Genomic DNA, 19,921 nt, shown 5'->3' with positions numbered 1-19,921 from the left:
TCGCGATAAGGTCTCAAAGTCGCTCGGTGCTCAAGCCAGGCCGCGGACTTCATCCACGCCACGGTTTGCCAACTGGTCCGCCCGTTCGTTGCCGTGATGGCCGATATGGCCACGCACCCACTTCCAGGTGACATTGTGACGGTTGACCTGCTCGTCGAGCAGCCGCCACAGATCGGCATTCTTTACCGGTTCCTTCGCCGCTGTCTTCCAGCCGCGCTTTTTCCAGTTGTCCATCCACTCGTTGATGCCTTTCATCACGTACTGCGAGTCGGTCACCAGCAACACGTCGCAAGGACGCTTGAGTTCTTCCAGGCCGCGGATCGCGCCCATCAGTTCCATGCGATTGTTGGTGGTGTTGGCCTCACCGCCCCACAACTCCTTTTCAACGCCCTTGCACACCAGTAATGCGCCCCAGCCGCCAGGACCGGGGTTGCCCTTGCAGGCGCCATCGGTGAAGAGTTCTACGTTATCGCTCATGCCAATCCATCCAGAAAACGTGTTGGCTCGCCGATCGCTGATCGACGACGCCCAGGACCGGGGGCAACCCCGGCCGGTATATAGAAGAAGGTATTACGGTTCGATGCGGCGGCGATTGACCTTGGCCATCGGCAATGGAATCAGTTTGCCCATCGGCTCGCGGCGTTCCTGACGGACTGGCCGCAGGCCTACCACGATCTTGCGCGCCACCAGTAAATAGAAGCCGCCACCGGACAACTGCCAGTTGCCGGCGATGCGTTCCCAACCGGCCAGACGGGTCTGCCAGGCAGGCGAAGCAAGCGGCGGACGATAGCACCCGAAGCGGCGTTTCTCCAGCGCAAAGCCCAGCAGGTTCAGCCAGTCGGCCACCCGCGATGGTGAAATGCAGCGGGCCTTGCGCAACCCGTCATGGGCGAACACATGTCGCAGCCCCCAGCTGCTCCAGGGATTAATGCCGATGATCAGCAGATGCCCGCCGGGCCGCACGCTGCTCGCCGCTTCGCGCAGCAAACCGTGGGGCGACAGGCAGAAATCCAGGCCGTGCTGCAACACCACCACATCGGCGGCATGTTCGCTCAAGGGCCAGGCCTGTTCCTCACAGACGATTTCCACACCGGGCAACGGCGCACCCAGCCGCACATTGCGCTGAACCTGAGGCGCCGACGGCGGCGTCTGGGCCGACGGCCCGTAGTGCACCAGATAGCCGCCGAAGAACCGCCCCAGCTCCTCTTCGAGCATGCGCCGCTCTTCATCCAGCAAAAACTGCCCGAGGGGTCCGGACAGCCACTCACGCGCCGCGCTGATCAACGCCAGCCAGTCAGGATCGGCCTGAGCGAACGCTTTATCGGTCATTGCATTCTCCAACGCGCCAGGAAGTTCTAAGATGCGCCTTTGTTTACCGCTTGGCGAATCCGACGATGATACAGATCAGTGCCCTGCCCGCCTTCACCGACAATTACATCTGGTTGCTTCAAGACCACAGTACCCGGCATTGCGCGGTGGTCGACCCGGGCGATGCCACGCCGGTGCAGAACTGGCTCTCGGCGAATCCTGAATGGGTGCTCAGCGATATTCTGATCACTCACCATCATCATGACCACGTCGGCGGCGTCGAGCAGCTCAAGAAAGCGACGGACGCGAAAGTCTACGGTCCGGCCAGCGAAAACATTCCAGGGCGTGATATCGCGCTCAAGGATAACGATCGAATCCACGTGCTGGGCCATGACTTCGAGATCATTGCCGTGCCCGGTCATACCCTGGGACACATTGCCTATTATCACCACGGTCTGCTGTTCTGTGGCGACACTCTGTTCGCCGCTGGTTGCGGGCGCCTGTTCGAAGGCACGCCGCAACAGATGCACGCCTCGCTGTCGCGCCTGGCGGCGCTGCCGGACGACACTCAGGTGTACTGCACCCACGAGTACACCCTGAGCAATCTGCGCTTTGCCGCCGCGGTCGAACCGGGCAATGCGGACACTCTGGAACGCCTGGCGACGGTGACCCGACAACGGGAAGCCGGGGTCATCACTTTGCCCTCGAACATCGCCCTGGAGAAGCGTACAAACCCGTTTTTACGTACCACTGAAACATCCGTTAAAGAAAAAGCGGACGAACGGACCGGCACCGATAACTCTCGGCCCGATATGGTTTTTGCGTCCCTGAGAGCGTGGAAAGACAAGTTCTGAACCGCTTGGACGATGGTACGAAAACCTCGAAAGGTTGACCGCAGGGGGTCTGCTTTCTAGAATCGCCCGACATTTTTGCCCGGAACTTACGTTCAGCCAATGTCGTCATCCATTCGAAATGCCATCAGTTCGGACGCTTTAACCCGCGTGGCGCAAGCCATCGCGCTGGCTGTGTCCGCGACCTTGGCGGGCTGTTCCAGCCATGCGCCGCAGACCGACGCGGCGCACACTCCGAATATTGCCGCGCGCGCCAAACAGAAGCCTGTCTGGATCAGCGAAAAGCCGAGCCCGCAGATCCCCCAGGACGTCTGGGAGCGCATGCGTCAGGGCTTCCAGTTGCAGGATAGCCTTGGGGTCAACCCGCGCATCGAGCAACAGCGCCTGTGGTTCGCCAGCAATCCCTCTTTCCTCGAGAACGCCGGCGAACGCGGCAGTCTCTACATTCATTACATCGTCGAACGCCTCGAAGAACGCAACATGCCGCTGGAACTGGCGCTGCTGCCAGTGATTGAAAGCGCCTACAACCCGATGGCCTATTCCCGGGCCGACGCGGTTGGCCTTTGGCAATTCATTCCTTCCACCGGGCGTTACTTCAACCTGCGTCAGACCCGCTTCTACGATGGCCGTCGCGATATCACCGCCTCGACCACCGCCGCGATGGACTACCTGAGCCGCCTGCACGACATGTTCAACGGTGACTGGCTGCTGGCCCTGGCCGCCTATAACGCCGGTGAAGGCACCGTCAGCCGCGCCATCGAACGCAATGAAAAGCTCGGCCTGCCAACCGATTACTGGAACCTGCCGCTGCCAGCCGAAACCCAGGCCTATGTGCCCAAGCTGCTGGCACTGTCGCAAGTGGTACTGGCTCCCGAAGCTTACGGCGTGAACCTCAACCCGATCGCCAACGAACCGTATTTCAAGGTCGTCGAAATCAACCAACGCATGGACCTGTCCAAGGTTGCCGCGGTGGCCAACATCGACGAGGACGAACTGTTCCAGCTCAACCCGGCCTTCAAGCAGCGCACCACCATCGACGGCCCACAGCATCTGCTGGTACCGACCTCCAAGGCGCAACTGCTGACCACCAGCCTGCAGACCATGCGTCCTGAAGAGCTGATCAGCAAGAAACCGCTCAAGCCGGTGTTCGACGGTGCCGGCGAAACCCGAGTGGCGAGCGTCAAGCGCAACTACCGGGTCAAGCGCGGCGACAACCTGGGCTCCATTGCCAAGGCCAACAACGTCGACGTCAAGGATCTGCAACGCTGGAACAAGCTGAGCGGGAAGAACCTCAAGCCCGGTCAGACTCTGGTCCTGCAGGACACTAGCAAACGCAGCTCGGGGCGCATCAACACCGTGGTCGCTGCCAACAGCAAGACCAAGGCAGAAGCCAAGAAGCCGCAAGCCAAATACAAGGTTCAGCAAGGCGACTCGCTGTACATTGTGGCCAAGCGTTTCAACGTCGAGATGCAGCACCTCAAGCGCTGGAATCCGCGTGTCGGCCAGGCGCTCAAGCCAGGCCAGATGCTGACGGTTTCGAATCCGCATTAATCATTGGCGCAGTACCGAAAAGATCGCAGCCGGCTGCGATCTTTTTTTATGCCCGAGAACTGCTTTCCAGGCCCGGCTTTTTCCTGTCCATACAAGCTGTTACTGTACTGGCCACAAAGCCCAAGCCGCCTGGATCGGATTCCATACTTGAAGCGTGCCCTCCTCTCGCTCCTGATCAGCCTGGCCTTGAGCTCCACCGCAAGCGCGACGATCAGCGAAAGCCATGGTTATGCGCAGTTCGGCGCGCTCAAGTACCCGGCCAGATTTACCCACTTCGACTGGGTCAACCCGCAAGCGCCCAAGGGCGGCACGTTGCGGGTGATGGCGTTTGGCACCTTCGATACGCTCAATCCCTACACCTTCAAGGGCACCAGCCCGGTCACCACGCCGAATTTCCTGCAATACGGCATCAACGAGCTGAACGAGCCGTTGATGGTCGGCACTGGCCAGTACGCGCCGTCCGGCGATGAACCGACGTCCAGCTACGGCCTGATCGCCCAATCGGTGGAGTACAGCGAGGATCGCAGTTGGGTGGTGTTCAACCTGCGGCCCGAAGCGAAGTTCCACGACGGCACGCCGATCACCGCCTTTGATGTGGCCTTCTCCTATCGTCTGCTGCTCAAGGAAGGCCATCCGCTTTATCGCACCAACCTGCAGGAAGTGCAGCGGGTGGACATTCTCAATCCGCAGCGCATTCGCTTCGTGTTCAAGCGCTCCGGTAATCCGCTGCTGATCCTGCGCCTGGGCGAGTTGCCGGTACTGCCGCAGCACTATTGGAAAGATCGCGATTTCAAGGCCACCACCTTCGAGCCGCCACTGGGCAGTGGACCGTATCGCATCACCTCGGTCACCCCGGGTCGACAGATCATCTTTGAACGGGTCAAGAACTACTGGGGCAAGGACTTGCCGGTCAATCGCGGCAAGTACAACTTCGACCGCATGGAGGTCGAGTTCTACCGCGACAGCGATGTGGCGTTCGAAGCGTTCAAGGCCGGCGAGTTCGACATCTATATCGAGCACCAGGCGAAGAACTGGGACACCGGCTACGGCTTCCCGGCGATCCGTCGCGGCGAAGTGATCAAGGCGCAGATCCCGCACCAGATCCCGACCCAGACCCAGGGCCTGTTCATGAACAGCCGCCGCCCGACCTTCGCGGACATCAAGGTGCGCGAAGCCCTGGGCCTGATGTTCGACTTCGAGTGGACCAACCGCACTCTGTTCAGCGGTGCCTACAAACGTGCCACCAGCTACTACCCCAACAGCGAATTCTCCGCCAGCGGCTTGCCGGTCGGCCATGAGTGGCTGCTGCTCAAGCCCTATCGCGAGCAATTGCCCGCCAAATTGTTCACCGAGCCGTTCAGCCTGCCGCAGACCCAAGGTCGCGGCATTCCCCGGGAAACCCTGCGCAAGGCCTTGGGCCTGCTCGCCGAAGCCGGCTGGAAGCTCAACGGCCAGCGCCTGCAGAACGCGGCCGGACAACCGCTGCGCCTGGAGATCCTGCTGGTCAATCCGAACCTGGAACGCATCCTCCAGCCTTACGTCGAAAACCTCGCCAGCATCGGCATCGACGCGCGGCTGCGCACGGTGGATCGCGCCCAGTACAAGCAACGCCTTGACCAGTTCGATTTCGACATGATTCTGATGACACAAAACCAGACCCTCAGCCCCGGCCTGGAACAGTGGCAGTACTTTCATTCCAGCCAGGCCACGGTCAAAGGCAGCAAGAATTACGCAGGCATCGCCAACCCGGTAGTCGATCAACTGCTCGATCAACTGCTGGCTGCCAGAACGCGCGACGATCAGGTCGCTGCCGGCAAGGCGCTGGACCGGGTGCTGCTCTGGCAGCACTACATCATTCCCAACTGGTACCTCAATTATCACCGCCTGGCCTACCGCAACCGGCTGGCCTTTGTCACCACGCCGCCCTACACCCTAGGGTTGAGCGCTTGGTGGCTGAAATCTTCGGAGAAAGATCGATGAAACCCATCAGCGCCCTGCTCCTGCAGGCCGGCGCCCTGTTGTTCGCAGGCATGGCCTGTGCCGCGCCGCAACACGCACTGACCCTGTACAACGAGCCGCCCAAATACCCGGCGGACTTCAAGCACTTCGATTACGTAAATCCCGATGCGCCCAAGGGCGGGATCTTCCGCGAAGCCGGCTTCGGTGGTTTCGACAGCCTCAACCCCTTCATCAGCAAGGGTGTGTCAGCCAACAATATCGATCTGATCTACGACACCCTGGCCAAGCAAGGCCTGGATGAACCTTTCACCGAATACGGCCTGATCGCCGGCAAGATCGAAAAGGCACCGAACAACGACTGGGTGCGTTTCTATCTGCGCCCGGAAGCGCGCTTCCATGACGGCCATCCGGTACGCGCCGAAGACGTGGTGTTCAGCTTTCAGACCCTGATGAAGGACGGCGCGCCGATGTACCGCGGCTACTATGCCGATGTCGCGGACGTGGTCGCCGAAGATCCGCTGACGGTGCTGTTCAAGTTCAAGCACAGCAACAACCGCGAACTGCCGCTGATCCTCGGCCAGTTGCCGGTCCTGCCCAAACACTGGTGGGAGAACCGCGACTTCAACAAAGGCAACCTGGAAATGCCGCTGGGCAGCGGGCCATACAAGGTCAGCGAGGTCAAGGCCGGGCGATCGGTGCGTTATGAGCGGGTCAAGGACTATTGGGGCAAGGACCTGGCGGTCAACCGTGGTTTCTACAACTTCGACGTGATGCTTACCGACTACTACCGCGACAACACGGTGGCACTGGAAGGTCTCAAGGCGGGTCAGTTCGATTATTGGCTGGAGATGACCGCAAAGAACTGGGCCAACGCCTACAACATCCCGGCAGTCACCGAGGGCCGGCTGATCAAGGAACAGATCCCCAACGGCAACCCCACCGGCATGCAGGGCTTCGTGTTCAATCTGCGTCGTCCGGTGTTCCAGGACGTGCGGGTGCGTCAGGCGCTGACGCTGTTGCTGGATTTCGAGTGGACCAACAAACAACTGTTCAACAGCGCCTACGCGCGTACCCGCAGTTATTTCGAGAACTCGGAAATGGCCGCTACCGGCCTGCCCGATGCCGATCAGTTGGCGATCCTTGAACCGTTTCGCGGCAAGATTCCCGAGCAGGTCTTCACCCAGGCCTTCGAGAATCCGGTTACCGACGCCAGCGGCATGATCCGCACCCAGCAACGCAAGGCTTACCAACTGCTGCAGGAAGCCGGCTGGCGTATCGTCGACGACAAGATGGTCGATGCCACCGGCAAACCGGTGGTCATCGAGTTCCTGCTGGCGCAGACCGAATTCGAACGGGTGCTGCTGCCGTTCAAGCGCAACCTGAGCGACCTGGGTATCGACCTGGTGATACGTCGGGTAGACGTCTCGCAGTACGTCAACCGCGTGCGCTCCCGGGACTTCGACATGATCGTCGGCAGTTTCCCGCAGTCCAACTCGCCGGGTAACGAACAGCGCGAATTCTGGATGACCGCGGCCGCCGACAAACCCGGCAGCCGCAACTCCATGGGCCTCAAGGACCCGGTAGTGGACCAACTGGTCGAGCAACTGATCAACTCCGACTCGCGCAAAAGCCTGGTGGCCCACGCCCGCGCACTGGACCGCGTGCTGCAATGGGGCTATTACGTGATCCCCAACTGGCACATCAAGACCTGGCGCGTGGCCTATTGGAACCACATCGGCCATCCGAAGGTTTCGCCCAAGTACGACATCGGCACCGCCACCTGGTGGGTCAAGCCCGATGCCAAACCGGCGATAGAGATCGAAACCAAACTGCAGGCCGATCCTGCGGGCACGGAGTAATCAGATGCTGGCGTATATTTTTCGGCGACTGCTGCTGATCATTCCGACCCTGTTCGGCATTTTGCTGATCAACTTCGTGATCATCCAGGCCGCGCCCGGCGGCCCGGTGGAACAGATGATCGCCAAGCTCGAAGGTTTCGAAGGCGCCACCAGCCGCATCGCCGGCGGCGGCGCGGAAGTGTCGGTGGCCGGCTCCTCCTATCGCGGCGCCCAGGGCCTGGATCCGGCTCTAATCAAGGAAATCGAGCACATGTACGGCTTCGACAAGTCGGCGCCGGAACGTTTGTGGATCATGGTCAAGAACTACGCGTCGCTGGACTTCGGCGACAGCTTTTTCCGCGATGCGAAGGTCATCGACCTGATCAAGGAAAAGATGCCGGTGTCGATCTCCCTCGGGCTGTGGAGCACCCTGATCATGTACCTGGTGTCGATCCCACTGGGGATTGCCAAGGCCACGCGACACGGCAGCCACTTCGACGTCTGGACCAGTTCGGCGATCATCGTCGGCTATGCGATCCCGGCGTTCCTGTTCGCCATCCTGCTGATCGTGGTGTTTGCCGGCGGCAGTTATCTGGACTGGTTTCCGTTGCGCGGGCTGACCTCGAACAACTTCGATGAGCTGAGCCTGAGCGGCAAGATCCTCGACTATTTCTGGCACCTGGCGCTGCCGGTGACCGCCCTGGTGATCGGTAACTTCGCGACCATGACCCTGCTGACCAAAAACAGCTTCCTCGACGAGATCAACAAGCAGTACGTGGTCACCGCCAAGGCCAAGGGACTGACTCGGCACCGCGTGCTCTACGGCCACGTGTTCCGCAACGCCATGCTGCTGGTGATCGCCGGTTTCCCCTCGGCCTTCATCGGCATTTTCTTCACCGGATCCTTGCTGGTGGAGGTGATTTTCTCCCTCGACGGTCTCGGCCTGATGAGTTTTGAAGCGGCGATCAACCGCGATTATCCGGTGGTCTTCGGCACGCTGTTCATCTTCACCCTGCTGGGTCTGGTAGTGAAACTGATCGGCGACCTCACCTATACCTTTGTCGATCCGCGCATCGACTTCGAAAGCCGGGAGCATTGAGATGAACCTGTCCCCTCTCAATCGCCGCCGCTTCGAGCTGTTCAAGGCCAACAAGCGCGGCTGGTGGTCGCTGTGGCTGTTCCTGATCCTGTTTGGCGCCAGTCTCGGCGCCGAGCTGATCGCCAACGACAAACCGCTGGTGGTGCACTACGACAACGGCTGGTATTTCCCGGCGCTCAAGCGCTACCCGGAAACCACCTTCGGCGGCGAATTCCCGCTGGAAGCCAACTACAAAAGCCCGTACATCCGCGAACTGCTCAAGGCCAAGGACGCCTGGGTGCTGTGGGCACCAATTCCGTTCAGCTACCAGAGCATCAACTACGACCTGCGCGTCCCTGCCCCCGCGCCGCCCTCGGCGGACAACCTGCTGGGCACCGACGATCAGGGCCGCGACGTGCTGGCCCGGGTGATCTACGGCTTCCGGGTGTCGGTGCTGTTCGCCCTGACCCTGACCCTGCTCAGCTCGATCATCGGCGTGATCGCCGGTGCCTTGCAGGGCTTCTACGGCGGCTGGGTGGACCTGGCCGGGCAGCGCTTCCTGGAGATCTGGTCCGGATTGCCGGTGCTGTACTTGCTGATCATTCTGGCCAGCTTCGTCCAGCCGAACTTCTGGTGGCTGCTGGGGATCATGCTGCTGTTCTCGTGGATGAGCCTGGTGGACGTGGTCCGCGCCGAGTTCCTGCGCGGGCGCAACCTGGAATACGTGCGTGCGGCGCGGGCGCTGGGCATGCAGAATGGCGCGATCATGTTCCGTCATATCCTGCCCAACGCCATGGTCTCGACCATGACCTTCATGCCGTTCATCCTGACCGGCGCCATCGGCACCCTGACCGCCCTGGATTTCCTCGGTTTCGGCCTGCCGGCGGGTAGCCCGTCGCTGGGCGAACTGGTGGCCCAGGGCAAATCCAACCTGCAGGCGCCGTGGCTGGGCATGAGCGCGTTTGCCGTGCTGGCGTTGATGTTGAGCCTGCTGGTGTTCATCGGCGAGTCCGCTCGCGATGCCTTCGACCCGAGGAAGTGAAATGAATCAGGACAATCTGATCGAAGTGCGCGACCTCGCCGTCGAATTCGTCGTTGGCAACCACAGCCAGCGGGTGGTGGAAAACGTCAGCTTCGATATCAAGCGCGGCGAGACCCTGGCGCTGGTGGGCGAATCCGGTTCCGGCAAATCGGTGACTGCGCACTCCATCCTGCGCCTGCTGCCCTACCCGCTCGCCCGACACCCGTCGGGGACCATCGAGTATGCTGGGCAGAACCTGCTGGATCTCAAAGAGAAGACCATCCGCCACATCCGCGGCAACCGGATCGCGATGATCTTTCAGGAGCCGATGACCTCGCTCAATCCGCTGCACTCGATCGAGAAGCAGATCAACGAGGTGCTGGGCATCCACAAGGGGCTGGTCGGCAAAGTGGCGACCAAGCGTACCCTGGAGCTGCTGGAGATGGTCGGTATTCCCGAACCCCACAAGCGCCTCAAGGCCCTGCCCCACGAGCTGTCAGGCGGCCAGCGCCAGCGGGTGATGATCGCCATGGCCTTGGCCAATGAGCCGGAACTGCTGATCGCCGATGAGCCGACCACGGCGCTGGACGTGACCGTTCAGCTGAAAATCCTCGAATTGCTCAAGGAACTGCAGGCCCGCCTGGGCATGGCATTGCTGCTGATCAGCCACGATTTGAACCTTGTTCGAAGAATTGCGCATCGCGTATGTGTCATGCAGCGCGGTTGCATCGTCGAACAGGCATCGTGTGAAGAATTGTTTCGTGCGCCACAGCATCCGTACACTCGGATCCTGCTCGCAGCGGAGCCCAGCGGGAAGCCGGCGGCCAATGAAATCGGCCCGCCTTTGCTTGCGGTCGAGGACCTGAAAGTCTGGTTTCCGATCAAGAAAGGCCTGCTCAAGCGCACGGTGGATTACGTCAAGGCGGTGGACGGCATCAACTTCAACCTGCCCCAGGGCCAGACCCTGGGGATCGTGGGCGAAAGCGGTTCCGGCAAATCGACCCTGGGTCTGGCGATCCTGCGGTTGATCGCCAGCAAGGGCGCCATCCGTTTTGAGGGCAAACAGCTGGACAGCCTGACGCAACAACAGGTCAGGCCGCTGCGTCGGGAGATGCAGGTGGTGTTTCAGGACCCGTTCGGCAGCCTGAGCCCGAGGATGTGCGTGAGCCAGATCGTGGGTGAAGGCTTGCGGATTCACGGGATCGGCACCGAGGCGGAACAGGAGCAGGCGATTATTGCGGCGCTCAAGGAGGTAGGACTGGACCCGGAAACCCGGAACCGCTACCCCCACGAATTTTCCGGCGGGCAACGGCAGAGAATCGCCATTGCCCGGGCTTTAGTGCTAAAACCGGCGTTGATTTTGCTGGACGAGCCGACTTCGGCTCTGGACCGCACCGTGCAACGCCAAGTGGTGGAGCTTTTGCGTTCACTGCAAACCAAGTACAACCTGACGTATCTGTTCATCAGCCATGACCTGGCTGTGGTCAAGGCGCTGAGCCACCAACTGATGGTGGTCAAGCATGGCCAAGTGGTCGAACAGGGAGACGCGCAAAGCATTTTTGCCGCCCCCCAACATCCGTATACACAGCAGTTACTGGAAGCCGCCTTCCTGGTTCCGGAAACTGCGCAATAACCTGAAAGAGGAGCAACACATGGGTTTTCTCGCCGGTAAGCGCGTACTGATCGTCGGTGTCGCCAGCAAGCTGTCCATCGCATCCGGCATCGCTGCCGCCATGCATCGCGAGGGCGCTGAGCTTGCCTTCACTTATCAGAACGACAAACTCAAGGGTCGTGTCGAAGAGTTCGCACAAGGCTGGGGTTCGAGCCCTGAGCTGTGCTTCCCGTGCGACGTGGCCAGCGACGCGGAAATCGCCAAGGTTTTCGAAGAGCTGAGCAAGAAGTGGGACGGCCTGGACTGCATCGTGCATTCCGTGGGCTTCGCCCCGGGCGACCAACTGGACGGCGACTTCACCGAAGCCACCACCCGTGACGGTTTCCGCATCGCCCACGACATCAGCGCCTACAGCTTCGTCGCCCTGGCCAAGGCCGGTCGCGAAATGATGAAAGGCCGCAACGGCAGCCTGCTGACCCTGTCCTACCTGGGCGCCGAGCGCACCATGCCTAACTACAACGTAATGGGCATGGCCAAGGCTTCCCTGGAAGCTGGCGTTCGTTACCTGGCCGGCTCCCTGGGCCCGGACGGCACCCGCGTCAACTGCGTATCGGCCGGCCCGATCCGCACCCTCGCCGCTTCCGGCATCAAGAACTTCCGCAAGATGCTGGCCGCCAACGAAGCGCAAACCCCGCTGCGTCGCAACGTCACCATCGAAGAAGTCGGCAACGCCGGCGCCTTCCTGTGCTCGGACCTGGCGTCGGGCATCAGCGGTGAAATCATGTACGTGGACGGTGGCTTCAACACCACCGCCATGGGCAACATCGAAGAGTGATCTTCGGCTAGCCAATGAAAAACCCGCCTTGATTGGCGGGTTTTTTATTTCTGCGATTTCCCCTGCGCTTGAACATCCCTGTGGGAGCGAGCCTGCTCGCGATGCACGCAAGAACACCGCGGGGCATCAGATGGCCAGCGTTATCGTTGACGACCATCGCGAGCGTGCTCGCTCCTACAGGAGATTTATAGGGCTAGACTGCTGGAAATTCCCACCCTCGAGGAACGCCTGATGCAGCTCTCCCCTTTTCACCTGGCCATCCCGGTCTACGACCTGGCCGCCGCGCGGCATTTCTATGGCAGCGTCTTCGGCCTGGAAGAAGGTCGCTCCAGCGATCACTGGGTCGATTTCAATTTCTTCGGCCACCAACTGGTGATCCATCTGGCACCGAAAAACGCCTCCCAGGAAGCCGCCCACACCAACGCCGTCGACGGCCATGACGTGCCCGTGCCGCATTTTGGCGTGGTGCTGGGGATGGCGGAGTGGGAGGCATTGGCCGAGCGGCTGACGGCACTGGAAACCCGATTCGTGATCGAGCCGGGGATTCGATTTCGGGGGCTGGTAGGGGAACAGGCGACGATGTTTTTGTTCGACCCGTGCGGCAATGCGCTGGAGTTCAAGGCGTTCAAGGATATTGGGCAGCTGTTTGCCAAGTGAGGCGGTGACTGTTCCGGCCGCTTCGCGGGCAAGCCCGCTCCCACAGGGTTTATTGGTGTACACCGATATTGTGTACGACACCGGACACTGTGGGAGCGGGCTTGCCCGCGAAGAGGCCCACCGTCACAACGAAACTACCGGCCCAATACTTTCTCAGCCTCTACCAGCAACTCCTCTACTGAATCGTGCGCCTCTGGGTCATATTCGATCTGCCCAATACTGAATCGAATCCCATACCCCCGATGCGCCATGGTGTTGCGCGCATCGAGCATTTCCTCCAGCCGGGCCTTGATGGCCGTGACATCCACGCCACAGGAACCGGTGAGCAAGGCCACGAAAGTGGCGCCTTCAAGGCGACCGATCACGTCGCTTTCCCTGAAACCGATGTTCAGCACGTCGGCGAAGGTTTTCAGTGCGTGATCGCCCTCGGTGCGGCCGAACAGGTAGTTGATGCGCTTGAATTCTTCGAGGTTGAAGAACAGCAGCGTGGCGGGCCTGCCCAGACGTTGGCAGGCGTCGAGGCCCAGTTGAGCCAGGGCGATGAAGCCGTGGCGGTTGGGCAGCAGCGTCAGTTCATCCATGCTCGCCATCTGCACGCCGATCAGCTCTTGCTCGGCCTTGCGGGCCAGATCGCGCAGCAGTTCGCGTTCCTGTTGTGGCGTCCCTGCACACACACGTGTCTTGTGCGGTTTGCCTGAGGTCAGCATCGGATACTCCCTGAGTGGTTATGGTTTTTAGAGTCCTCGATAGCGGATTTGACTCCGGATTCATTGACCAATGGTCATGTGCCGGACAATGGACAAGGCCCTCCAGCGTCAGCCCACAGCTTGAATTGCGTGACGAATACATCGTGCGGCACCGGCACCGGTGCGCGATTGCCGCCCGGATTCCAGCCCCACAGCACCAGCTTGTCTTCGCTGACATGCTTGATCAGCGCGGCGAAATCACGGTCGCCGTTGCTCGCGCGGTCCTTGATCATGCTGCACAACTTGTCGGGCGGCAGGCCGATCCAGGCCATTTTGTGCGCCGCCGGCGGCAGACTCCAATGGGGCGCGCCCGGCGGTGTGCCGGGGCCGTAGCTGGCTGGTGGATTGGCCTCGGCGTGGCAGGTGGCACAGGGCAAGCCCGCCGCGCCCTTGCCGTCCATGCCCCGCACCACGTTCATCGCATGGGGTTTGCCAGCGTCGAACTGCAACGGCGAATCCCCGGGAATATGGCAGTTCTGGCAACGAGGGTTTTGGAAGACTTGTTGCACGGTGGCAAAGGCCTTGAGCGCCTCCTTGTCATCGGCGAACAACTCGGTGGCGTAGATGAACAGGCACACCAGGACCAACGTCCCGAGAATCCAGTGATGGCGTTTCATCTCACACCCCCGACAGCTGCAAAGGCAGCTCGCGCAGGCGCTGCCCGGTCAGGGCGTACACCGCATTGGCCACCGCCGGCGCCGTAGGCGGCACACCGGCCTCGCCGATGCCACCGGGCTTCTCGCTGCTGGGCAGGATATGCACTTCAACCACCGGCATCTCGCTGAGCCGCAGCACCTGATAATCGTGGTAGTTGGACTGCACCACTTGGCCGTCCTTGATCGTCAGCTTGCTGTGCAGTGTGAAACCCAGGCCGAAGGCGATGCATGACTCCATCTGCGCGGCGATGCTCTGCGGGTTGACCGCGATCCCGCAATCCACCGCACACACCACCCGATGCACGCGGATCGCCAGATTGTCCTGGGACACCTCGACCACCTGCGCCACATAGCTGCCGAACGACTCGTGCACCGCCACGCCCAGGGCATGGCCATCCGGCAGCGGCGCCTTCCAGTTGGCCTTCTCCACGGCCAGGTTCAGCACCCCCAGGTGTCGAGGATGGTTCTTGAGCAGGGTTCGCCGGTACTCCACCGGATCCTTGCTCGCCGCCGCAGCCAGTTCATCGATCAGCGATTCCATGACAAACGCGGTATGGGTATGCCCCACTGACCGCAGCCACAGCACGCTGATGCCGGTTTTCGGCGAATGCAGCTGGACCTGATGGTCGGCCAGATCCGCAAGGTAGGGACTGTCCGCCACGCCCTCCACCGAGGTCTTGTCGATGCCGTTCTTGACCATCGCCGCTTCGAGCATCGTGCCGGCCATGATCGACTGACCCACCAGCACATGCTTCCACGCCAGCGGCAGGCCATCAGGCCCAAGCCCGACCCGCGCATGATGCAGGAATGCCGAGCGGTAATAGCCGCCACGAATGTCATCTTCCCGCGCCCACACGGTTTTCACCGGCATGCCCGCCGCCTTGGCGACCTGCACCGCTTCGGCGACAAAATCCGAGGTCGGGTTGGCTCGCCGACCAAAACCGCCGCCGAGGAACTCGGTATGGATCTCGACCTGTTCGGGTTTGAGACCGGTGATCTTTCCGGCGATCATCTGGTCCAGAGTCTGGAATTGGGTGCCGGTCCAGATCTCACATTTGTCCTGGGTGATTTTCACCGTGCAGTTGAGTGGTTCCATCGGCGCGTGGGCCAGATACGGCACGCTGTATTCGACGTCCACGGTCTTGCTCGCCTTGGCCAGCGCGGCCTGGGCGTCGCCGGCCTGACTGGCGGGAAGCCCCGGTGTCGCGGCGAGTTTGCGAAAGCTCTCCAGCAGCTTCTGGCTGTCCAGGCCGCTGTTCGGTCCCAAATCCCATTCCACATGCAGCGCATCGCGCCCCAGTTTCGCCGCCCAATAGTGATCGGCGATCACCGCGACGCCGGTGGGCACCTGCACCACTTTGCGCACGCCCGGGATGGCCAGCGCCTCGGCGCCTTCGAAGGATTTGACGCTGCCGCCGAACCCCGGCGGACGGGCGACCATGGCGGTCATCAGGCCGTCGAACTGCACGTCCATGCCGAATTTGGCGCGGCCGGTTATTTTCTCCGGTGTGTCCAGGCGCTTGGTGGGCTTGCCGATGATGGTCCAGTCTTTCGCGTCCTTGAGCTTGATCGACGCAGGATCCGGCACGGGCAGCTTGCCGGCGGCGTCCGCCAGTTCGCCGTAGGTGGCGCGCTGCTCGCCGGCAATCACCACGCCCGATTCGGTGCGGATCGCCGAGGGCGCAACGTTGAAGCGTTTGGCCGCCGCCTCGATCAGCATCATCCGCGCCGTTGCGCCGGCCTGGCGATAGCGGTCGAACTCCATCCAGGTCGAGGTCGAGCCGCCGGTAATCTGCATGCCGCCGAAGCCCGCCAGACCGTAATCCTTGGCAGAGGCCGGGGAATGTTCGACGCGAATTTTCGACCAGTCGGCGTCCAGTTCTTCGGCGATGAGCATGGTCAGGCCGGTCCAGATGCCCTGGCCCATTTCCGAGTGACCGAGCAATACGGTGACGCTGTTGTCATTGGCGATGCGCAGAAAGGCATTGGGGGCGAATACATTGCCTTCGTTTTCCGCGCCGTGGGCGAATCGATGGGCGCCGGGAATCACAAAGGCCACCACCAGCCCACCGCCCAGAACGGCAGTGCCCTTGAGAAAACCACGACGTGAAAGCGGATTGAGACTGTTCATGGTCTTCAACCCAATTGCGCGGCGCGTTTGACCGCGGCGCGAATTCTAGGATAGGTGCCGCAACGGCAGATGTTGCCCGACAGGGCCTGATCGATGTCGCTGTCGGTAGGTTGCGGAATCTTCGCCAGCAATGCCGCCGCCGACATGATCTGTCCGGACTGGCAGTAGCCGCACTGGACCACATCGAGTTCGGCCCAGGCTTTTTGCACCGGGTGCGAACCGTCCAGCGACAGGCCTTCGATGGTGAGGATTTTCTGGCCATGGGCCACGGCGGTGGCCGGGGTGATGCACGATCGCAGCGGCGCACCGTCGACGTGCACGGTACAGGCGCCGCACTGGGCCATGCCGCAGCCGAACTTGGTGCCGGTCAGATGCGCGACATCACGCAGGACCCACAGCAACGGCATGTCCGCGGGGACATCCAGTTCCTGGTCCTTGCCATTGATATTGAGGGTCAGCATTGCGAAGCTCCTCAGACTCACGGTGTTCTGAAGGGGGCGTCACTGTGGCCGTCAACGGCCTACGCGCGCCTCGGTTGTCCCTTCAGCTAAGTCCAATTTGCTTCGCAGGCCGGAATGTATCGACCACCGGTCACATCAATTCGGCTGTTTTTGATCGTTCCCACGCTCTGCGTGGGAACGATCCACAAACCCTCAGGGCCTTGGTTTAAGGAGAATGTCGGTATAGCGCAGCAGGAACAACCCGAACGCCGCACACCAGAGCGCCGCCGACAACCCCAGGCCAAACCCGGAAAACGGCACCAGCAACACCCGTGACAGCCCCGCCAGCAACACCAGGGCAAAGCCCACGACGATCGCTTTGGACGGCAGCAATGGCCGTCCGGTATGACCCAGGCTGACCCGGGCAATCATCGCCAATATCAACCCGCCCACCCCGCCGACCGCCAGCGAATGGGTGGCCAGGCTTTGCTGGGGCATCAACCCGAGATGCCACAGCGCCATGCCGATCACCGCGACCAGCAACCAGACGTAGGACAGATACAGCGACCACAACAACGGTACCCGCCACATGCCGCGATCATGCCAGCGCCACAGCCGCAGCAGGTGCAGGCCGCACATCAGCGCGAACAACGCCGCCAGCCACAACCGGGGAACGTCGTTCAGTCCCAGGGCAAAGGTCAGCGCTGCAAGCAGGCTGCTCACCAGCAGCACCCGTGTCGGCCAAGGGCTGTCCGCAGGCGTTGCCGGGCGATTGAGCCCGCGCTGGATGAAGAACGGAATCACCCGCCCGCCAATCACGCTCATCATCGCGCCGACCAGCCACAGCGCGGCCAACACACCACGGCGTTGCAGGCCGACATCGTCGGTCCAGAACCCCCACAGGGTCATGACCTGACATCCGGCCAGCAGCGTGATCATCAACAGAATCGGGTAGTTTTCGCGCTTGCGGGCAGCGATCAGATCGCGACCGAGCACAACGGCCAGCAACGGCAGCAAAGGCAGTTGCAGGATCAGCAGCAAGCCGGGAGGAATCGGCATCAGCCAGGCCAGTCGCGCCAGTAGCCAGACCAGCACAAGCCCTATCAACGGCCAGCCCTTGAGCCCCGGTCGACCGGTCCAATTCGGCACTGCCGTCAGCAGGAACCCGGCAATGATCGCCACGGCAAAACCGAAGGGCATTTCATGGCGATGCCAGGCCAGCATGCCACCCACCGGCTGCGCGCCAGGCAGACGTCCGTACAGCCACAGTGCCCAGATCGCCACTGCCATTGCGGCAAACGCGGCTCCCGCCAGAAAGAACGGACGAAAGCCGAGGCTGAAAACCGGTGCCGCAGAAAGTTTGTTCATCAGGCCAGCGCCACGGGCAGTGGTTTGCTCAAACGGTGTTGCGACAGCAGGCGCATGACATAGCCGATTTTCAGCAGGGTCGGCCCGACGATGGTCATGGCATGCAGCGACACCAGGGCCAGGATCGACAGGTGACCGTCGTAGAGATAGGCGCCGTAGATGCCCGCCAGGAGCATCGCCAGGCCAACGCCGAGCACACGGCTGGAAAGTGTCAGGACATTCTGAGGATTGCTGAAGAAATGGAACATTTTCCGTGACTCCTGTAGCAGTTCAGTTGTACCTGTTCTCTATCAACTCCCGTGCCAGTTTTATAAGCCTTATAAATCAGCACCCTGCCAGCCATGGTGTCATTACGACTCATTCTCGAAAGAGTCTTTTTAACTCATATGGAAGTCATATTGACTCCATCATCAGCGAAATACCTTCAGCATTTGTCGATCTACGGCCACACCTGCGCAACCGAGGCTGACTACGCTGATAGTCCAGCCTGCAAAAACCTGCCAGGGAGACCCGCCATGCTACATGTTCAAAAACTCACCCCTTGCCTGTGGTTCGACGGTCAGGCCGAAGAGGCCGCGAAGTTCTATTGCGCGATCTTCGATCATTCGAAAATCACCGCCATCACCCATTACGGCAAGGCCGGCCAGGAGATTCACGGGCATCCGGAGGGCTCGGTGCTGACGGTCAGTTTCGAACTCGACGGCCAGACGTTCACCGGGCTCAACGGTGGTCCGAACTTCACGTTCAGCGAGGCCATCTCCTTTCAGGTTAACTGCCAGACCCAGGAAGAAGTCGATCACTTCTGGGGTCGGTTGTCCGCTGGTGGTCCGGTTGAGGCGCAGCAGTGCGGCTGGCTCAAGGACAAGTTCGGCGTATCGTGGCAGATCGTGCCAGTGGCGATGATGGAGATGCTCAAGGACCCCGACACCACCAAGTCCCAACGGGCGATGGCGGCGATGATGCAGATGAAAAAACTCGATATCGCCGAGTTGAAACGAGCCTTTAATGGCGAGAGCTAATACACTCCGGGGCTGTTTCTCCAGGGACCGACCATGAAGCGTTCACAGCCCAAGGACACCGACAAGGCCCCGCGCTTCTGGCGCGACGACGGCCTGCCCTTCATCGAGGCGCGCTCCATCGCCGATGGCCGCGAGGTCTGCTACACGCGGCATGCCCACGCGCACTTTTCCATCGGCGCGATCACCGCCGGGCGCAGCACCTATGTCCATGAGCAGTCGCAATTTGAGGTCAGCGCCGGCACCGTGGTACTGATGAACCCTGGCGATGTGCATGCCTGCAATCCCATCGACGACCAGCCCTGGTCATACCTGATGCTGTATGTCGAAACCCCGTGGCTGACCGATTTGCAGCGTCAGTTGGGGTTCAGTGATGACCTGGCCTTTCGCCGCTTCGCCGTCACTCACACGGCGGATGCCGAGCTGTTTGCGGGGTTGAAGGCCTTGTACGAGGTGTTGGTCAATCCGCAGCAGGACATCCTGCGCAAGCACAGCGCGGCGGTGGAGTTTTTCACCGATGTGCAGTTGCGCCTGAACCCTGCTGGACAGGCGATGCGCGAGCCCAACTTCAAGCTGGAACGCGCCGCCGATTTCATCCGCGAACACTGCACGCAGATGCTCAAGCTTGAGGATATTTGCGAGGCAGCGCAGTTGTCGCCGTCCTATCTGATTCGGGCTTTCAAGCAGCATTTCGGCATGACGCCCCATGCCTTCTTGGTAAATCAGCGTATTCAGTTTGCGCGGGATCAGCTGCGCAGCGGCAGGTTGATCGCCGATGTGGCGCTGGAAGCGGGATTTGCCGATCAGGCGCATTTCCAGCGGACGTTCAAGCAGCATCTGGCGGCTACGCCGGG

Annotated in this window: 19 protein-coding genes; 11 read left to right on the top strand and 8 right to left on the bottom strand. The window is 61.2% G+C overall.

Annotated elements, in window-relative coordinates; all coding sequences use genetic code 11:
* Positions 1 to 30: 30 nt before the first annotated feature.
* Together rnhA and K9857_RS23015 are read right to left on the bottom strand one after the other, a co-directional pair.
* A complete protein-coding gene (gene rnhA, locus K9857_RS23020) occupies positions 31 to 477 on the bottom strand; it encodes a ribonuclease HI (protein WP_224539635.1) in 447 nt (148 codons plus the stop codon).
* Positions 478 to 570: 93 nt separating this feature from the next.
* Positions 571 to 1,329 (bottom strand): class I SAM-dependent methyltransferase, encoded by a 759-nt coding sequence (locus tag K9857_RS23015; protein WP_224539633.1) that lies wholly within the window; start codon positions 1,327 to 1,329, stop codon positions 571 to 573.
* Positions 1,330 to 1,394: 65 nt separating this feature from the next.
* Here K9857_RS23015 and gloB point away from each other — a divergent pair, with 65 nt between their 5' ends.
* From gloB to K9857_RS22970, 9 genes are all read left to right on the top strand, one after another.
* Positions 1,395 to 2,162 (top strand): hydroxyacylglutathione hydrolase, encoded by a 768-nt coding sequence (gene gloB, locus K9857_RS23010; RefSeq protein WP_224539631.1) that lies wholly within the window; start codon positions 1,395 to 1,397, stop codon positions 2,160 to 2,162.
* 99 nt (positions 2,163 to 2,261) lie between these two features.
* Entirely contained in the window at positions 2,262 to 3,710 is a 1,449-nt protein-coding gene (locus tag K9857_RS23005) for a transglycosylase SLT domain-containing protein (protein ID WP_224539629.1), read from the top strand.
* Between the two features lie 171 nt (positions 3,711 to 3,881).
* The gene (locus K9857_RS23000) at positions 3,882 to 5,690 is read left to right on the top strand and encodes an extracellular solute-binding protein (RefSeq protein ID WP_411961603.1); all 1,809 of its coding nucleotides are present in this window, start codon (positions 3,882 to 3,884) and stop codon (positions 5,688 to 5,690) included.
* Positions 5,687 to 7,528 carry an extracellular solute-binding protein gene (locus K9857_RS22995; protein WP_224539625.1) on the top strand — a complete coding sequence of 614 codons (1,842 nt, stop codon included), beginning with the start codon at positions 5,687 to 5,689 and terminating at the stop codon, positions 7,526 to 7,528. The genes K9857_RS23000 and K9857_RS22995 overlap by 4 nt, the downstream gene beginning before the upstream one ends.
* 4 nt (positions 7,529 to 7,532) lie before the next feature.
* Positions 7,533 to 8,606 carry a microcin C ABC transporter permease YejB gene (locus K9857_RS22990; protein WP_224539623.1) on the top strand — a complete coding sequence of 358 codons (1,074 nt, stop codon included), beginning with the start codon at positions 7,533 to 7,535 and terminating at the stop codon, positions 8,604 to 8,606.
* A 1-nt stretch (position 8,607) separates the two neighbouring features.
* Entirely contained in the window at positions 8,608 to 9,627 is a 1,020-nt protein-coding gene (locus tag K9857_RS22985; RefSeq protein WP_175377332.1) for an ABC transporter permease, read from the top strand.
* Between the two features lies 1 nt (position 9,628).
* Positions 9,629 to 11,239 carry an ABC transporter ATP-binding protein gene (locus K9857_RS22980; RefSeq protein ID WP_224539621.1) on the top strand — a complete coding sequence of 537 codons (1,611 nt, stop codon included), beginning with the start codon at positions 9,629 to 9,631 and terminating at the stop codon, positions 11,237 to 11,239.
* A gap of 19 nt (positions 11,240 to 11,258) precedes the next feature.
* Positions 11,259 to 12,053: an enoyl-ACP reductase FabI gene (fabI, locus tag K9857_RS22975; protein WP_175377330.1), complete on the top strand. Its 795-nt coding sequence runs from the start codon at positions 11,259 to 11,261 to the stop codon at positions 12,051 to 12,053.
* A gap of 231 nt (positions 12,054 to 12,284) precedes the next feature.
* Positions 12,285 to 12,710 (top strand): VOC family protein, encoded by a 426-nt coding sequence (locus K9857_RS22970; RefSeq protein ID WP_224539618.1) that lies wholly within the window; start codon positions 12,285 to 12,287, stop codon positions 12,708 to 12,710.
* Positions 12,711 to 12,844: 134 nt separating this feature from the next.
* Here the strand turns inward: K9857_RS22970 and K9857_RS22965 are convergent, their stop codons facing one another.
* The 6 genes from K9857_RS22965 to K9857_RS22940 all read right to left on the bottom strand — a co-directional run bounded on the left by K9857_RS22965 (position 12,845) and on the right by K9857_RS22940 (position 18,299).
* Entirely contained in the window at positions 12,845 to 13,417 is a 573-nt protein-coding gene (locus K9857_RS22965; RefSeq protein ID WP_224539616.1) for a GGDEF domain-containing protein, read from the bottom strand.
* A gap of 74 nt (positions 13,418 to 13,491) precedes the next feature.
* The gene (locus K9857_RS22960) at positions 13,492 to 14,073 is read right to left on the bottom strand and encodes a hypothetical protein (RefSeq protein WP_224539614.1); all 582 of its coding nucleotides are present in this window, start codon (positions 14,071 to 14,073) and stop codon (positions 13,492 to 13,494) included.
* Position 14,074: 1 nt separating this feature from the next.
* Positions 14,075 to 16,243, bottom strand: a complete 2,169-nt coding sequence (locus tag K9857_RS22955) for a xanthine dehydrogenase family protein molybdopterin-binding subunit (RefSeq protein ID WP_224539612.1) — start codon at positions 16,241 to 16,243, stop codon at positions 14,075 to 14,077.
* A 5-nt stretch (positions 16,244 to 16,248) separates the two neighbouring features.
* Positions 16,249 to 16,704, bottom strand: a complete 456-nt coding sequence (locus K9857_RS22950) for a (2Fe-2S)-binding protein (protein WP_224539610.1) — start codon at positions 16,702 to 16,704, stop codon at positions 16,249 to 16,251.
* 192 nt (positions 16,705 to 16,896) lie between these two features.
* Positions 16,897 to 18,051: an NnrS family protein gene (locus K9857_RS22945; protein WP_224539607.1), complete on the bottom strand. Its 1,155-nt coding sequence runs from the start codon at positions 18,049 to 18,051 to the stop codon at positions 16,897 to 16,899.
* Positions 18,051 to 18,299, bottom strand: a complete 249-nt coding sequence (locus tag K9857_RS22940; RefSeq protein ID WP_224539605.1) for a transmembrane sensor/regulator PpyR — start codon at positions 18,297 to 18,299, stop codon at positions 18,051 to 18,053. Before K9857_RS22940 ends, K9857_RS22945 begins: the two co-directional genes overlap by 1 nt.
* A 267-nt stretch (positions 18,300 to 18,566) precedes the next feature.
* Between K9857_RS22940 and K9857_RS22935 the strand changes: the two genes are divergently transcribed.
* Together K9857_RS22935 and K9857_RS22930 are read left to right on the top strand one after the other, a co-directional pair.
* Positions 18,567 to 19,070 (top strand): VOC family protein, encoded by a 504-nt coding sequence (locus tag K9857_RS22935; protein WP_224539603.1) that lies wholly within the window; start codon positions 18,567 to 18,569, stop codon positions 19,068 to 19,070.
* 33 nt (positions 19,071 to 19,103) lie between these two features.
* Positions 19,104 to 19,921: AraC family transcriptional regulator (locus tag K9857_RS22930; RefSeq protein ID WP_224539601.1), on the top strand; the 818-nt coding region annotated here is incomplete at its 3' end.

The sequence above is a fragment of the Pseudomonas sp. REP124 genome, from assembly GCF_020164475.1.
Lineage (GTDB): Bacteria > Pseudomonadota > Gammaproteobacteria > Pseudomonadales > Pseudomonadaceae > Aquipseudomonas.
This window is presented reverse-complemented; position numbering and strand designations above follow the sequence as displayed.

Excerpts from the sequence above, each read along its gene's own strand:
- rnhA (WP_224539635.1), bottom strand. The coding sequence starts at position 477 with ATGAGCGATAACGTAGAACTCTTCACCGATGGCGCCTGCAAGGGCAAC.
- K9857_RS23015 (WP_224539633.1), bottom strand. The coding sequence starts at position 1,329 with ATGACCGATAAAGCGTTCGCTCAGGCCGATCCTGACTGGCTGGCGTTG.
- gloB (WP_224539631.1), top strand. The coding sequence starts at position 1,395 with ATGATACAGATCAGTGCCCTGCCCGCCTTCACCGACAATTACATCTGG.
- K9857_RS23005 (WP_224539629.1), top strand. The coding sequence starts at position 2,262 with ATGTCGTCATCCATTCGAAATGCCATCAGTTCGGACGCTTTAACCCGC.
- K9857_RS22995 (WP_224539625.1), top strand. The coding sequence starts at position 5,687 with ATGAAACCCATCAGCGCCCTGCTCCTGCAGGCCGGCGCCCTGTTGTTC.
- K9857_RS22990 (WP_224539623.1), top strand. The coding sequence starts at position 7,533 with ATGCTGGCGTATATTTTTCGGCGACTGCTGCTGATCATTCCGACCCTG.
- K9857_RS22985 (WP_175377332.1), top strand. The coding sequence starts at position 8,608 with ATGAACCTGTCCCCTCTCAATCGCCGCCGCTTCGAGCTGTTCAAGGCC.
- K9857_RS22980 (WP_224539621.1), top strand. The coding sequence starts at position 9,629 with ATGAATCAGGACAATCTGATCGAAGTGCGCGACCTCGCCGTCGAATTC.
- fabI (WP_175377330.1), top strand. The coding sequence starts at position 11,259 with ATGGGTTTTCTCGCCGGTAAGCGCGTACTGATCGTCGGTGTCGCCAGC.
- K9857_RS22970 (WP_224539618.1), top strand. The coding sequence starts at position 12,285 with ATGCAGCTCTCCCCTTTTCACCTGGCCATCCCGGTCTACGACCTGGCC.
- K9857_RS22965 (WP_224539616.1), bottom strand. The coding sequence starts at position 13,417 with ATGCTGACCTCAGGCAAACCGCACAAGACACGTGTGTGTGCAGGGACG.
- K9857_RS22960 (WP_224539614.1), bottom strand. The coding sequence starts at position 14,073 with ATGAAACGCCATCACTGGATTCTCGGGACGTTGGTCCTGGTGTGCCTG.
- K9857_RS22955 (WP_224539612.1), bottom strand. The coding sequence starts at position 16,243 with ATGAACAGTCTCAATCCGCTTTCACGTCGTGGTTTTCTCAAGGGCACT.
- K9857_RS22950 (WP_224539610.1), bottom strand. The coding sequence starts at position 16,704 with ATGCTGACCCTCAATATCAATGGCAAGGACCAGGAACTGGATGTCCCC.
- K9857_RS22945 (WP_224539607.1), bottom strand. The coding sequence starts at position 18,051 with ATGAACAAACTTTCTGCGGCACCGGTTTTCAGCCTCGGCTTTCGTCCG.
- K9857_RS22940 (WP_224539605.1), bottom strand. The coding sequence starts at position 18,299 with ATGTTCCATTTCTTCAGCAATCCTCAGAATGTCCTGACACTTTCCAGC.
- K9857_RS22935 (WP_224539603.1), top strand. The coding sequence starts at position 18,567 with ATGCTACATGTTCAAAAACTCACCCCTTGCCTGTGGTTCGACGGTCAG.